General features: G+C 37.6%; 15 protein-coding genes and 1 riboswitch. Of the genes, 7 read left to right on the top strand and 8 right to left on the bottom strand.

Features of this window, described 5'->3' with window-relative positions; all coding sequences use genetic code 11:
* The first annotated feature begins 131 nt into the window (after positions 1-131).
* The 4 genes from BM012_RS12915 to BM012_RS12895 all read left to right on the top strand — a co-directional run bounded on the left by BM012_RS12915 (position 132) and on the right by BM012_RS12895 (position 2,687).
* Positions 132-857 (top strand): class I SAM-dependent methyltransferase, encoded by a 726-nt coding sequence (locus BM012_RS12915; protein ID WP_061805351.1) that lies wholly within the window; start codon positions 132-134, stop codon positions 855-857.
* Positions 858-928: 71 nt separating this feature from the next.
* Positions 929-1,177, top strand: coding sequence for a hypothetical protein (locus tag BM012_RS12910; protein WP_061805350.1), 249 nt, complete (start codon positions 929-931; stop codon positions 1,175-1,177).
* A gap of 338 nt (positions 1,178-1,515) precedes the next feature.
* Positions 1,516-1,926 (top strand): thiol-disulfide oxidoreductase DCC family protein, encoded by a 411-nt coding sequence (locus BM012_RS12900; protein ID WP_061805348.1) that lies wholly within the window; start codon positions 1,516-1,518, stop codon positions 1,924-1,926.
* Between the two features lie 5 nt (positions 1,927-1,931).
* On the top strand, positions 1,932-2,687 hold the full coding sequence (locus BM012_RS12895) for a GDSL-type esterase/lipase family protein (protein WP_061805347.1): 756 nt from the start codon (positions 1,932-1,934) through the stop codon (positions 2,685-2,687).
* A gap of 90 nt (positions 2,688-2,777) precedes the next feature.
* Here BM012_RS12895 and metE read toward each other — a convergent pair whose 3' ends face one another.
* The 5 genes from metE to BM012_RS12870 form a co-directional block, all read right to left on the bottom strand.
* Positions 2,778-5,039, bottom strand: a complete 2,262-nt coding sequence (gene metE, locus BM012_RS12890; protein ID WP_061805505.1) for a 5-methyltetrahydropteroyltriglutamate--homocysteine S-methyltransferase — start codon at positions 5,037-5,039, stop codon at positions 2,778-2,780.
* 148 nt (positions 5,040-5,187) lie between these two features.
* Positions 5,188-5,367, bottom strand: a riboswitch (cobalamin riboswitch).
* Positions 5,368-5,469: 102 nt separating this feature from the next.
* Entirely contained in the window at positions 5,470-6,912 is a 1,443-nt protein-coding gene (gene dacB / locus BM012_RS12885) for a D-alanyl-D-alanine carboxypeptidase/D-alanyl-D-alanine endopeptidase (protein ID WP_061805346.1), read from the bottom strand.
* 220 nt (positions 6,913-7,132) lie between these two features.
* A complete protein-coding gene (locus BM012_RS12880) occupies positions 7,133-7,375 on the bottom strand; it encodes a hypothetical protein (protein ID WP_139210339.1) in 243 nt (80 codons plus the stop codon).
* A gap of 73 nt (positions 7,376-7,448) precedes the next feature.
* The gene (bshB2, locus tag BM012_RS12875) at positions 7,449-8,120 is read right to left on the bottom strand and encodes a bacillithiol biosynthesis deacetylase BshB2 (RefSeq protein WP_019392091.1); all 672 of its coding nucleotides are present in this window, start codon (positions 8,118-8,120) and stop codon (positions 7,449-7,451) included.
* 13 nt (positions 8,121-8,133) lie between these two features.
* The gene (locus tag BM012_RS12870; protein WP_019392090.1) at positions 8,134-8,481 is read right to left on the bottom strand and encodes a YojF family protein; all 348 of its coding nucleotides are present in this window, start codon (positions 8,479-8,481) and stop codon (positions 8,134-8,136) included.
* Between the two features lie 300 nt (positions 8,482-8,781).
* Between BM012_RS12870 and BM012_RS12865 the strand changes: the two genes are divergently transcribed.
* Positions 8,782-9,138 carry a hypothetical protein gene (locus BM012_RS12865; RefSeq protein ID WP_061805344.1) on the top strand — a complete coding sequence of 119 codons (357 nt, stop codon included), beginning with the start codon at positions 8,782-8,784 and terminating at the stop codon, positions 9,136-9,138.
* 8 nt (positions 9,139-9,146) lie between these two features.
* Here BM012_RS12865 and panE read toward each other — a convergent pair whose 3' ends face one another.
* Positions 9,147-10,073, bottom strand: coding sequence for a 2-dehydropantoate 2-reductase (panE, locus tag BM012_RS12860; RefSeq protein WP_061805343.1), 927 nt, complete (start codon positions 10,071-10,073; stop codon positions 9,147-9,149).
* Between the two features lie 133 nt (positions 10,074-10,206).
* On the opposite strand from panE, the gene BM012_RS12855 reads away from it, so the two are divergent.
* Positions 10,207-11,118, top strand: a complete 912-nt coding sequence (locus tag BM012_RS12855) for a CobW family GTP-binding protein (RefSeq protein ID WP_061805342.1) — start codon at positions 10,207-10,209, stop codon at positions 11,116-11,118.
* A gap of 33 nt (positions 11,119-11,151) precedes the next feature.
* Here BM012_RS12855 and BM012_RS26420 read toward each other — a convergent pair whose 3' ends face one another.
* The gene (locus BM012_RS26420) at positions 11,152-11,298 is read right to left on the bottom strand and encodes a hypothetical protein (protein ID WP_019392086.1); all 147 of its coding nucleotides are present in this window, start codon (positions 11,296-11,298) and stop codon (positions 11,152-11,154) included.
* A 195-nt stretch (positions 11,299-11,493) separates the two neighbouring features.
* Here BM012_RS26420 and BM012_RS12850 point away from each other — a divergent pair, with 195 nt between their 5' ends.
* Entirely contained in the window at positions 11,494-11,829 is a 336-nt protein-coding gene (locus tag BM012_RS12850) for a MerR family transcriptional regulator (protein WP_061805341.1), read from the top strand.
* 37 nt (positions 11,830-11,866) lie between these two features.
* Here BM012_RS12850 and rarD read toward each other — a convergent pair whose 3' ends face one another.
* On the bottom strand, positions 11,867-12,799 hold the full coding sequence (rarD, locus tag BM012_RS12845; protein WP_061805340.1) for an EamA family transporter RarD: 933 nt from the start codon (positions 12,797-12,799) through the stop codon (positions 11,867-11,869).
* Positions 12,800-12,810 lie beyond the last annotated feature (11 nt).

Below are 12,810 nucleotides of genomic sequence, written 5' to 3'. Positions count from 1 at the left end.
CTCCCCTAACAAGATATAAAGTTTATTATATTTAAAACTTTCGGAAAATTCAACCTTATTTTTATATTTTGTTCCCTATTCTCCCTTTTTAACATAGGCTAGAGCAGACTAATCTCTAGAGAGGTGATAAGATGAAAAAGTATACTTATCTTGATTTTCTGGCTAATTTTGGCGTTGGCGGAGCTCATCCTGGAGGATTACTTCTTACAAAGCATATTTTTGATCAGTACGAAATTGATGAAAAGACAAGTGTACTAGATGTTGGCTGTGGTACGGGGCAGACTGCTGCATTTCTTTCTCTCGAATATAACTGTTTTGTTGATGCTTGTGACGTTAACAAAATAATGGTTGAAAAAGCAGCCAAAAGGTTTGATGATTTCCTTATTCCAATTGAAGTACGTGAAGAAAATGCTGAAAATCTATCTTACGACGAAAACCTGTTTCATTTTGTTCTTTATGAGTCTGTCTTAAACTTTATGAATCTTGAAGAAGGATTAAAAGAAGCTTACCGAGTCTTACAGCCTGATGGAACATTACTAGCTATTGAAATGTTAAAAAAACCTCAAATGACCAAAAGCCAAGAAAAAGATCTTTCATCTTTTTACAACTTAAAATCGCTTCTTTCAATAGAAGATTGGCAAAAATCTCTTAAAGAAGCAGGATTCACATCTATTACTCTTTCTCCTCTTCCCTCTCTCGCTACGAATAATGAAGACATAGAGCATGGAACAGAGTTTATTCTCTCTCCACATATTGAAAAAGAACTATATGATTTTCTCGATGGTCATGAGAAGCGAATTAAAGATTTTGAAAGCGTGCTAGACTATCGAATTATTCAAGCTAAAAAAGAAAAATAGAGATAAGTGCTTATACATCTCCTTTCTCTCTCTCATATGTTAATAGTGCTAAGAGAAAAGGAGGAAAAGCTATGCAATATTATGACTTATGTTGTCGCTACAGAGGTCGTATGGTTCGCATTAATGACCGTCATGGACGCACACACGTAGGAAGAATTTTGAATGTAACACAGCGCCAAGTATTTATTCAGCCAATGCAGGGCGGTCGTGGCTTTGGTTACTTTGGTGGATATGGGTATGGATACGGATATGGAGCAGCGTATGGAGTTGCTCTTGGGGCTATTACTGGTATTGCCCTTGCATCTCTTTTCTTTATTTAATGAAAAAAGCAGGCTGCTTTGTTTAAAGCAACCTGCTTTTTTATCATTCCGTTAAGCTTCCACTCTTCTATTCGGAGGGGTATATTTTCTGTTTGCTGTTCGCGTTTTTCTCCTTGCTGTTCATTATCTTGAAGTATATTAGCTAAAAACCCCTCTTTCATACCTGTTGGAGACACTTTATATGAGAGAGGTCCGCCCCGCTCTTCTAGCTAACATATCGATCTTATAATAAGGTCAATTATTTATGTTAAAATTTAATAACACGATATGCTGTTTTTCCCTTTCTTTCATCTTTAAAACATGCAAATAAAGGAAAGAATAAAAAGGAGACAAAAAGGATGAAAAATAATGTCGTATTGTTTGATGGAGTATGTTCATTTTGCAATAGCAGCGTTATGTTTTTAATAAAAAGAGATCATAGTGAGTTTCTATCATTTGCTTCTCTTCAATCATCATATGGACAGAAGCTGCTAGAGGAATTTAATCTTCCAAAGGATGACTTTGATAGCTTTATTTACATAACAAATGGGAAAGTCTATAGTAAATCTACTGCAGCACTTAAAATTGCCCGCAAGCTTTCGTTTCCTTATAATCTGTTATATGGACTCATGCTAATTCCCATCCCTATTCGAGATAAGGTTTATTCTATTATAGCGCGGAACCGCTATCGATGGTTTCGAAAGAAAACTTCATGCGAAATTCCACCAGAACATATTCGCAAACGATTTTTAGATGACAAAAGCGAGTGATGTAGTTGAAAAAAGTAATGTTTTTACTGTCTTTATTTCTTATTGTCCCATTTTCACATGCTTACGGCTCCGCACAAGACGTAAACTACGTAGCTCTTGGCGACTCTTTAGCAAAAGGAATGAATCCATATAAAACAGTTGGCAAAGGGTATAGCGACAAACTCGTCCCTCTTCTTGAACAGGAAGGCCGTTCTGTTGCATTTTCAAAAGAGTTTGCTGTGCCTGGTTATACAACGGAAAATCTTCTTCAAGATTTAGAGGCTAATGCATATAGCAAACACGAAAATCTGTTTCATTCTGTTGAAAATGCGTCTCTTATTACTGTACAAGCAGGAGCAAATGATCTTCTTCATTACATTGCTCCACACCGCCAACATATGGTATCGCTTAGCAATAGCGAATGGGAGAGCCTATTACAGCAAACACAGCAAAACATGGAAACTATTTTAGAACGAATTAGAGATCTTAACCCAACGAGTGATGTTTATGTTGTTGGATATTATTTTCCTTTTTCAAACATCGACAATCCCTTTCAAGAACAAAACTTGAAACAGCGGGTTTTAGACCTTAATGTAGCCCTGCAAAAAGCAGCCTCTTCACAGGAACATGTTTATTACGTTTCGACAGAGAATTTGTTCTCACAAAACAGACAAACCTATTTACCAAATAAGATTGATATTCATCCTTCTCAGCAAGGATATGATCTGTTGGCACAGCGGATTTTTGATACGATCCATTTTTCAGAAAGATTTCTCCATTGAACTCCCCCACTTAGCATAGCTTAAAGTAGAGGATTACTGGAGAATCCCCTCTAATAAAAGAGCACCGTTCAAATGAACGGTGCTCTTTTATTAAGCTTCTACTAGACTTGCACGATATTTTTTTGTTGCTTCAACAAGGACCCGGAGTGATTTTACCGCTTCTTCTTCTTTACGCGTTTTTAGGCCACAATCTGGGTTAACCCAAAATTGTTTTTCATCTAATACACGTAGAGAAGCTCTAATGTTTGAGATAATATCCTCTTCATTTGGAATTTGCGGACTATGAATATCATATACACCAAGCCCAATTTCTTTTTCATAATGAAAATCTTCGAATGCTTGAAGCAGACGGCCATGACTGCGTGATGTTTCAATGGAAATCACGTCTGCATCAAGATCATCAATTGTATTCATAATTTCATTAAAATTGGAATAACACATATGAGTATGAATTTGCGTTTCATCTTTCACACCGTAAGAAGAAAGTCTAAATGCATATGCGGCAGCTTTTAGATACCCTTCCTTCTTTTCTTCTCGCAATGGAAGGCCTTCTCGAAGTGCAGGTTCATCAATCTGAATGATAGCTATTCCTGCGTCTTCTAATGCTAATACTTCCTGACGGATAGCAAGACCAATTTGATTCATCATCACTTCTTTCGACTCGTCATGGCGAGGGAAAGACCAGTTTAAAATAGTAACAGGACCTGTTAGCATCCCTTTTACAGGCTTATTCGTTAAACTTTGAGCATATACGCTTTCTTTCACAGTCATTGGCTCTTTAAGCGATACATCTCCGTAAATAATAGGTGGTTTCACGCAACGTGACCCGTAAGACTGCACCCAGCCAAACTTTGTTACTTCCATACCGTTCAGCTTTTCACCAAAATATTCGACCATGTCTGTACGCTCAAACTCTCCGTGCACGAGAACGTCTAATTCAACGTCCTCTTGAATAGCGATCCAACGGGATGTAATTTCTTGGATAAACTGCTCATATTGTGCGTCTGTAATTTGTTTCTTTCGCCATTTTAAACGTGTGCTTCGCACTTCTTTTGTTTGAGGCATACTTCCAATCGTTGTTGTTGGTAAAAGCGGTAGCTTTAACTTTTCCTGCTGTTTCTTCGCTCTTATCTCATACGGTGGACGCGTTACCTTAAGTTGGGCAAGCTCCTTCATTTCTCCTTGAACTTTATGATTATGACGTAATGGTGCTGCAACGAAATCTTCAAAGCTTTTATCATAGTCTTTAAACGATGTATTGTTCTCAATCCCGCTTTCTAATGCTTTTAGTTCTCCTAACTTTTCCTTAGCGAAACTTAGCGCTCCTTCTAAGAAGCTCGGAAGACTTTCATTCTTGGCTGTAACAGGAACGTGCAATAAGCTTGATGAAGGCTGCACCCAAAGGTCACCATGGATTAAATTTAGAAGCTCTTTAACTTCAGCACTCGTTTCTGTTAAATTAGACTTCCATACATTTCGTCCGTCAATAATTCCTGCTGCTAACACTTTTCCTTTTGGAAAGCCCCATTTTTTCAGCTGTTCTTTTGTTTCCCCTCTATCATGAATAAAATCAAGTCCAAAACCATCTACAGGGAGTGATAGAACCTTTTTATAATCAAAAACAGCTTCATAGTATGTTTGAAGAAGCAATTTCGTATTTTTGCAACTCTTAGCTATTTCGGTATAGCCGTTTTCAATAGCTTTCCATACTTCCTGATCTAATGGAGATGTAAAAATGGGTTCTTCTAAGCTGACCCACTCTACGCCTTCTTCATCGAATTGTTGCAAAAGCTGTTGATAAAGCGGAATAAGACGCTGAATCCAAGATGCTTTTTCTGTTTCTTTATATCCTTTCCCAAGAAGAACGAGCGTTGCTGGTCCTACAAGAGTTACTTTTCCATTTACACCAAGCTTCTGTTTTGCTTTTTTCCAATAATCTAAAAATCGATTTTCTTTTAAAGAAGGCGTAACATTCTCAAACTCTGGCACAAGATAATGATAGTTCGTATTAAACCATTTTGTCATTGTCATTGCTTCCGCCCCGTCTGTTCCACGAGCCATGCTGTAATACGTTTCAAGTGGTGTTTTGTTTGTCTTTTTAAATCGATCTGGCACAAGATTAAACGTCCATAATAAATCTAAAATATGATCATACAAACTAAACTCACCAACAGGAATATGCGTGATTCCCGCTTCCTTTTGCACGCGAATTCCTTCTAAAAATAAGTGATCTAATTCTTCTTTAAACTCTTTTTCTTCAAGCGTGCCTTCCCAAAAACGTTCTAGCGCTTTTTTCCATTCTCTTTTTTCTCCGATTCTTGGATACCCAATATTTGAAGTGTATACTGTCATGTTTTTTCCTCCGTCTCTGTTATCTTTTTTAGCCATCAAAAAAACTCCCTTTTTTCAAAAAAGAGAGTTAGAAGGCGACTTTAAGAACTGTTGAAACGGATCCATCTATTCAACATAAACCTTCACTCCTCCCTATGAACGCGTAGGTATAAAGCGCAAACAAGTGGCAGGTCTCCTGACTTAGGTTCATCGTTCTTCTATCCCTTCCCGCTTTCGCAGTGGCTATGATAGAAACTCCCCTTCACAGTGGCGCGACCGTGGCGGCTTCTCACCGCTCTTCCCTTTTAAGCTGCAGCGTATGTACAGCACCTCTTGCATGGACATTATAAAATTAGTCTCCTCGACTGAGGAATTGTTAATAAGAATAACGCGATTTCCCCCTTTGTGCAAGACTATTTTTCAGATTATTCATTTTTAATTTAATTTTTTATTATTTTAGAGAAGCTAAAATAACCGCAATTTCATCTTCAATATCTTTTACATCCTCTTCTAGAAAAGCATTAAAAACGATTGAGAAAATAAGTTCTTCTCCACCTGCTGTTGTCACATATCCTGAAAGAGAACTAGCACCTGTAACCGAACCTGTTTTGGCTCTTACATTTCCTTCTGCAGCAGTCCCTCTCATCCGTTCATCGAGCGTTCCCCCTATCAATTCATCAGGATCTCCTGCTAAAGGCAAAGACTCATAAAAATTGTCGTACCAAGGTTTTTGCCTAGCATGAAAAAGAAGAGAAGAAATCTCGTCTGTTGGCACTCCGCTCACATGTGATATGCCTGAACCATCTCGAATCATCATATTGTCTACATTGACATTCATCTCAGAAAGCGTTTGTTCTAAAGAAGATAAACCGGCTTCAAAGCTTCCTTCACCGTACTGTACTTTCCCCATTTCTTTTACAAAAATTTCTGCTATTGTATTATTACTCAGCTTCATATATGGAATAAAAATTTCCCCAAGTGGAGGAGATTCCTTTACTTCCATCAACTGAGCTTTTTGAGGTGTTTCTCCTTTTTTCACTTTTCCTGTCACTTTTATTCCGTTCTTCCCTAAGACGTCTTTAAATAAAGAAGTCGTATACAAAGCTGGATCCTCGACGGCAATGGCTGTTTGATCAGGTTCCTCTCCCTCATTGATCATACCTTTTACTACAATAATATTCCCATCCCGTTTTCTGACAATTTCTAAATCTGTTTCTCCTTTTCCTGTTTTAGTTTCATTCATCACTTTTACGTAGTCCGTTTTAGGTGATATAGAGATGTGAGCTTTCTTACCATTTTTGGTCGGTGTTGTCTCCACTATAACTGTTCCCGCTTCATAGTGATCATTAGGGGAGAACGTCAGCGCTGATATTTGAGCTCCGTATGCATACGATTCATCTTTCCAAATCATATCTTCTGAAAGCCGAACATCGTCATACCACGTCTCATCTCCAATAACATTTCCCGTAATTTTTTTGATTCCTTTTTCGTCTAATAGACCTGAAAACTGCTGTAACTCATTTAACCCAAGAGTTGGATCTCCTTTTCCTTTTAAATAAAGATTCCCTTTTAACACACCATTTTTCACCTTTCCATCATGCCAAAGCTCTGTGTGAAATTTATACTCCGCACCTAATGCTTCAAGCGCTGCTGCTCCTGTAAAGAGTTTCATATTGGACGCAATTTTCATTCGGATTGAACTGTTCTTCTCATACAGTACTTCTCCGCTTTTGGCCTCTTTTATACTAATTGAACTTATCGCACCCTTTAAATCTTTATGTTGTAACACCTGTTCAATTTTTGCTTCTAATGTGCTCACCCCCTTTGCTGAAACGTTAACAGCCTGTGTCAGGATTAATACCAACATAACCAAAATTCCACACCATTTTTTCATATCCTTCCTCCTTTATGTACTCTTTTGCATAGATTTTCACATTCCCCTTATTATTATTGATGTTTTATATACAGAGAGAAGAACAAGTTTATAAAAAAAAGAAGCTTTTTGTTTAAAAGCTTCTTTTTTTAAGATGAAATATAGTCATGATAATCAGAACAATACCAAGTAGGCTTAAGAGGATGTAATGATTATAATATTTGTTTTGTCGGGCATGCAGTCACTCATCAATTCCTCTAAATAGGGATAAAAGCACAAGCATAGATGCATCTTTTACCATTGCAATGCTCAAAAAGAGAAGAAATAAAATATCTTCTACTATTCTAAAATACTTTCTTTCCCCTTCAAACGAGACCAAGAACCTGGGACTTACGGTCTGAAAAGTTTGCTTCACAAAAAAATTTGTTGCTAAAAACAGCAAAACAGAGCTAACAATATAAGGCTTTTCATTCCTCTTTTCCACAACTCCCCATTCCCTAATATAACCAATTACAACACAAAAAAAGCAGATGTGTTCATCACATCTGCTTCCTTCTTTACTTTCCTTCATCATCAAAAGAATATGTCCAAAACTCTTCACGAGCAAGCATTTTTAAAATTTCAGGACTTTGTTCGATATTGTTAAAGTCCATTGCTCCAAGCATTCCTTGTGTTTGAGAACGGTGTGCTTTAATTGCTGCAATTTTGATATCTTTCACACTGCTTACATCATGAACAACATCAGGATGACCAATCGCTTCTAGGCGGTCTTTAGAAAAGGCGTGACAAAGAAGGCGAGGACGATCTTCTGGACGAAGACGCTTGACCGCTCTTACTGTTGCCGCTCCTGTTGCATTGTGATCTGGATGAACAGCATATCCAGGATAGTGCGTAATAATCGTCGTTGGCTTAATCTCGTCAATAATGTTGCCAATAACGTCTGCATACACTTCATCATCTAAAAACTCAAGTGTTTTATCACGAAGGCCCACCATACGCAGCTCATCTAGCTCTAAGATTTCGCCAACTTCTGTTAACTCTTCTTTTCGAATCTTTGGAAGTGTTTCACGGTTTGCAAACGGAGGGTTCCCCATGTTGCGCCCCATCTCTCCAAGAGTTGTGCATGCATATGCTACATATCCACCACTTTGCTTTGTGAGTGCAATCGTTCCTGCTGCTCCAAAAGCTTCATCGTCTGGATGTGGAAAAATGACTAATAAGCGTTCCATTTCTTTCAGCTCCTTATGTAAACGGCTTTTCACTTAGCTGAAGAGCAACGGCTAATCGACCTTGATCATCGTGCCCTGCAAGTAAAAGACGCCCTTCTTCATCTACTTCATAGTGCGTAAGGCCTTCTGCATACACCCAGCCGTCATTCACTTGAAGACCAACTCTGTACGGACCTTGCCCAATGATTTTACCTGTTTGAATGTTTACGCGCGCATTTCTAATAAATGCTCCAACGTTCATTGCTTTATCGTTAAAATGTGAAGCATACGCTCCATTCGTTGTTTCTAAATGCACGTAAACTTCTTTATGAAAAAACGTAGAAAGATGTTTTTTAACATCTTCTGCCTTAATGACTTCCATTCTAAAACCTCCTTTAGCAAAAGCTTAATTCCATAAAGCCAGTTTTATTTTAACGCAAAATCGCATAAACTGCGAATAGTTAAGCTTCGTTTTTTAATTTTTTGTCTTTAAAGAAACTTTTTCACTCTTCTTTCGTCTAATACATTGGATAAACTGTTGCTTTTTTAGACTTTACTATGTTATAAAAAACATCTATTCTTAACAAGAAGTTAATAATTTCTAATATCTGCTTTACATACAATTCATCTTTTTATGTTACGTTATTAATATAACGGATAGATTAAAAGAAAAGGGGGATGAATGAACGTGTCACAACTTGTTAATTTCATCTATGAAGGTGCAAATATGCGTAACGATTTTCGTATTCGTTTAATGAAAGGTGTCGCTTTTCTTTTACTATTCAGTTTAGTGGCCTTTACTCAACTAGGACCTCATCTTTCACAAACTACAATAGGTATTATTGGTTTTATAATCTTTTTAGTATACATTCTAAGTGACGTCTTATTCGAGGAAAAACGGTGGACGTTAAAGCTTATGCACACATATCTCTCCACAATGCTATTCATCGTAGGCATCATCGAGATGCATCGTATGGTTACAACATGCTGTATTATAGGCATTCTTATGGTTCCATACTTAATTGAAGAGCTGAAATAAACGAACCCTTACAGGCTTCGTTTATTTTTTTGCACTTCATATACTTTTAAGTTTTGATATACCGCTTCTAAATATGGGCAGCGCATTCCTTGTTCTTTTGCTTTTTGCAATAAATACCCTTGAAGATGATCTCCTTCTACGTGAAGCCCTTTTTCCATATCGCGCTGCATGGAAGATTTCATCCCGTAGTCTTGCTTATGCATTGTCTCCATATGCCTTTGCACAATGTTTTCACTCAAAGGAGCCTCAATGGCATCCATCACCATTTTAATTTCTATCATCAACGCCTCTACAAACTGTTCGCCACCCTTTGATGCTAAAACAGCCCCAATTGGCGCTCGAGTTAGCGTTGTGACGCTTGAAAGAGTTGTAATAAACAAATATTTATTCCACATATCTCTTAGCACATGATCACTATTTTTATACATTGCTTTTGTTTTCGCAAACGCTTGTTCAAGTTTATCCATCCGTTCACTGTCTATACCTGTTCGTTCTCCAAATGTAATTTTATGTACTCCACTCGTCTGGATAATATGTCCGTGTTCATTTAGCGTTGTTTCAATAAAGCATAGACCCCCGCTTACTCGCTCGGCTCCGAACTTCATTTCAAGCTGCTCTACGTGCGCAAAACCGTTCAAAAGAGGAACAATTACCGTTTCTTCTCCCACAAACCCTGTTAAATCTTCCATAACTTCTTGCAGGTGATAAGCTTTTGTAGACAAAAGCACAACATCAAATATACGTGGAGTTTCTTTCGTAACAAGAGCAGGTTGAATATGGATATCGCCATGAATGCTTTTCACAACCAGTCCATCTTCACGCAAACGCTTTGCTCTTTTTTCACGAACTAAAAAAGTAACATCTTCACCACTTTCAGCAAGTCTTGCTCCGAAATAGCCACCGACACCGCCAGCTCCTACTACTAAGATTTTCATTTATCATCCCTCCTCCTCTTCTTTATACGACAAAAAACTACAAATTCCTGCTTTTTCATAAAGTTACTATTTCCCCATCTTTAATTTTCATATGATAAAATAAGCCTACGGAAACAATAAAGGAGACTTTAGCATGAGAAAAGTAGACGTTTTTATTTTATCCGGATTTCTAGGAAGCGGTAAAACAACGCTTCTTCGCCAACTTCTTCAAGAAGAAAAAGAACATGGAAGAAATGTTGGCGTCATAATGAACGAAGCTGGAGAAACAGCTGTGGATTCGGAAGTTTTACCAAATGAAGTTCCACTTGCAGAACTTTTAAATGGGTGTGTATGTTGTACAATTCAAGGGCAGCTTGAAGGGCAGCTTGAAGAAATGGTTTCTTCTTATACCCTTGACGCCATTTACATTGAAACAACAGGCATTGCTCATCCTATTGAGGTGCTCGACGGATGTATAACACCTTCTCTTTCAGAGCGTATTACAGTTCGGTCTATTATTACGGTTGTAAACAGCAAACTTTTACTTGAGCTTGATTCTCTTTCAAACCGTGCGCAAAAGCTCTTTTTGGAACAAATTCGACATGGTGACCTTCTTCTCTTAAATAAAGAAGATTTGCTGACAGAGGATGAAAAAGCAAATACGCTTATGAAAGTGCAAATGTTAAATGAGGGAGCTAAAAATATTTTAACAACACAAGCACGCGTTCCACTTTCTTATATTCTTACGCAAACACGCTCACGTACGGCTTCACATGAACCGACACATATGCACAATCATTTGCACATTGAAACTTTCTCTTATCATGAAGACAGCGCGTTTAATGGCGCAAAGCTTGAAGATTTTTTAAAAGGTTTGCCGCAGTCTGTTTATCGTGTTAAAGGATACGTGCGACTGCAAGGAAATGATCAATTATATTCCCTTCAATATGCATATAGCACACCTCTTTTAATGCCTGTTGAGCTACAAGCAAAACCGTCTCTTGTTTTTATTGGTGAGAACTTGCAGCCTCAAATGCTTGAAAAGGGTCTGAACAGCGCAATATAAAAAACACGACACCTTTGTCGTGTTTTTTTATGTTTAGCTATTTTGAAGGTAGCGTAGAATTTCATGAGCGTGAGCCCCTGTTAGTCTTGTAAGTTCCTCCCACATTTCATCTCGCTCTATATCAAGCTCAATAATTCGCTTTGCTAACCCAACAATTTCTTCTTTTTTTGAATGTTCCACACGCGTCTTCCTTCCACTTCTTTTTTTTTACTTTATCTTGTTTGAAAAAAAATAACTATTACTATGTTAATTTTCTTAACATAAGTAGTTACATTTCTTTTTTTAAAATGTTATAATTTCTCACATAGAGAATTTTCCACTTAATTTTTTCAATTTTTCAAAATTATCATCTATCTTAAGTAGAGGTGAAGGTATATGAAAACAGAAGAGGCTTCATACCGTGATAAAAAAGTGATGTCCATTGGAATTGTGAAAGAACTAACAGGTTTGTCCGAACGACAAATTCGCTATTATGAGAAAAGACAGCTTCTTTTTCCTGAGAGAACGTCGACTGGCATTCGGAAGTATTCTTTTTCTGATGTAGAACGACTAATGGATATTGCTGATAAGATTGAGGAAGGAGTTCAAACAAAAGAAATCAGGCATGAGCTTGCTCGCCGTGAGGAAAAGAATAGAAATAAAACAAATGAAATCCGCAACAGAATGCTCCAAGGGCAGCTTAATGCCCACTTTCACTCAAGAAACTACTAAAAAAACCCCACCTGTTTTTTTCAGGTGGGGTTCCTCATTAATGAAGCGAACTTTCCTTTTTAAAGCGCGGTTGATGAGAAAGCATGAACTTCGTTTTAGACAAAGAAAAAATAATTGAGCCAATCCAAATCAACATAAAAGTTAAAAGCTGTGAAGAAGAGAAAGGTTCATGAAACATAACCGTTCCTACAAAAAGCATAATAGTTGGCGCAATATACTGTAGAAAACCGACCATTGACAGCGGAATACGCTGAGCTCCTTTTGCAAAATAAAGAAGAGGAACAGCCGTTACAATTCCACCTCCTGCTAAAAGAATGAACGTTAATAATGATACGTCCATTAAAATACCATTTCCGTTTGCGAACAAAAACAGCACATAAAAAAGAGCAACGGGCGTCACAAAAAGGGTCTCAAGGGTTAAACCAACCTTTGGATCTAACGTTAACTTTTTCTTTACAAGTCCGTAAAATCCAAAGCTCAAAGCAAGGGAGAGGGCAATCCATGGAAAAGTTCCATATTGAAAAGTAAGGATTCCAACCCCAACAGCTGCTAATAACACCGCAATCAATTGCCAAAAATTGAGTTTTTCTTTTAAAAAGATAACGCCAAGTAAGACGCTAATGAGAGGATTCACATAATATCCTAAACTTGCTTCAACAACTAAGTTAGCATTTACAGCCCATATGTAAACAAACCAGTTTATGCTAATTAAAATTGAAGCTCCTGCTAAGGCGACAATCTGCCCTTTTGTCATTAACTTCCACTGTTCTTTCACCTTTTGAAAGCTACGCGAAAATGCTAGAAGGAGAATCATAAAAATAAAAGACCATAAAATGCGATATGCTAAAATTTCTCCTGAAGGCACACTTTCAAGCAGCTTCCAATATAGCGGAAGAATTCCCCACATCATATAAGCGGCGGCGGTATAAGCAACGCCGTGGCTATCAAGTTTTGTTCGTTGTTCTTCCATTATCCTCATCC

The sequence above is a fragment of the Priestia endophytica DSM 13796 genome, from assembly GCF_900115845.1.
GTDB lineage: Bacteria > Bacillota > Bacilli > Bacillales > Bacillaceae_H > Bacillus_I > Bacillus_I endophytica.
This window is presented reverse-complemented; position numbering and strand designations above follow the sequence as displayed.

Coding starts and splice junctions, on each gene's coding strand:
- BM012_RS12915 (WP_061805351.1), top strand. CDS start 132: ATGAAAAAGTATACTTATCTTGATTTTCTGGCTAATTTTGGCGTTGGC.
- BM012_RS12910 (WP_061805350.1), top strand. CDS start 929: ATGCAATATTATGACTTATGTTGTCGCTACAGAGGTCGTATGGTTCGC.
- BM012_RS12900 (WP_061805348.1), top strand. CDS start 1,516: ATGAAAAATAATGTCGTATTGTTTGATGGAGTATGTTCATTTTGCAAT.
- metE (WP_061805505.1), bottom strand. CDS start 5,039: ATGACAGTATACACTTCAAATATTGGGTATCCAAGAATCGGAGAAAAA.
- dacB (WP_061805346.1), bottom strand. CDS start 6,912: ATGAAAAAATGGTGTGGAATTTTGGTTATGTTGGTATTAATCCTGACA.
- bshB2 (WP_019392091.1), bottom strand. CDS start 8,120: ATGGAACGCTTATTAGTCATTTTTCCACATCCAGACGATGAAGCTTTT.
- BM012_RS12870 (WP_019392090.1), bottom strand. CDS start 8,481: ATGGAAGTCATTAAGGCAGAAGATGTTAAAAAACATCTTTCTACGTTT.
- BM012_RS12865 (WP_061805344.1), top strand. CDS start 8,782: ATGAACGTGTCACAACTTGTTAATTTCATCTATGAAGGTGCAAATATG.
- panE (WP_061805343.1), bottom strand. CDS start 10,073: ATGAAAATCTTAGTAGTAGGAGCTGGCGGTGTCGGTGGCTATTTCGGA.
- BM012_RS12855 (WP_061805342.1), top strand. CDS start 10,207: ATGAGAAAAGTAGACGTTTTTATTTTATCCGGATTTCTAGGAAGCGGT.
- BM012_RS12850 (WP_061805341.1), top strand. CDS start 11,494: ATGAAAACAGAAGAGGCTTCATACCGTGATAAAAAAGTGATGTCCATT.
- rarD (WP_061805340.1), bottom strand. CDS start 12,799: ATGGAAGAACAACGAACAAAACTTGATAGCCACGGCGTTGCTTATACC.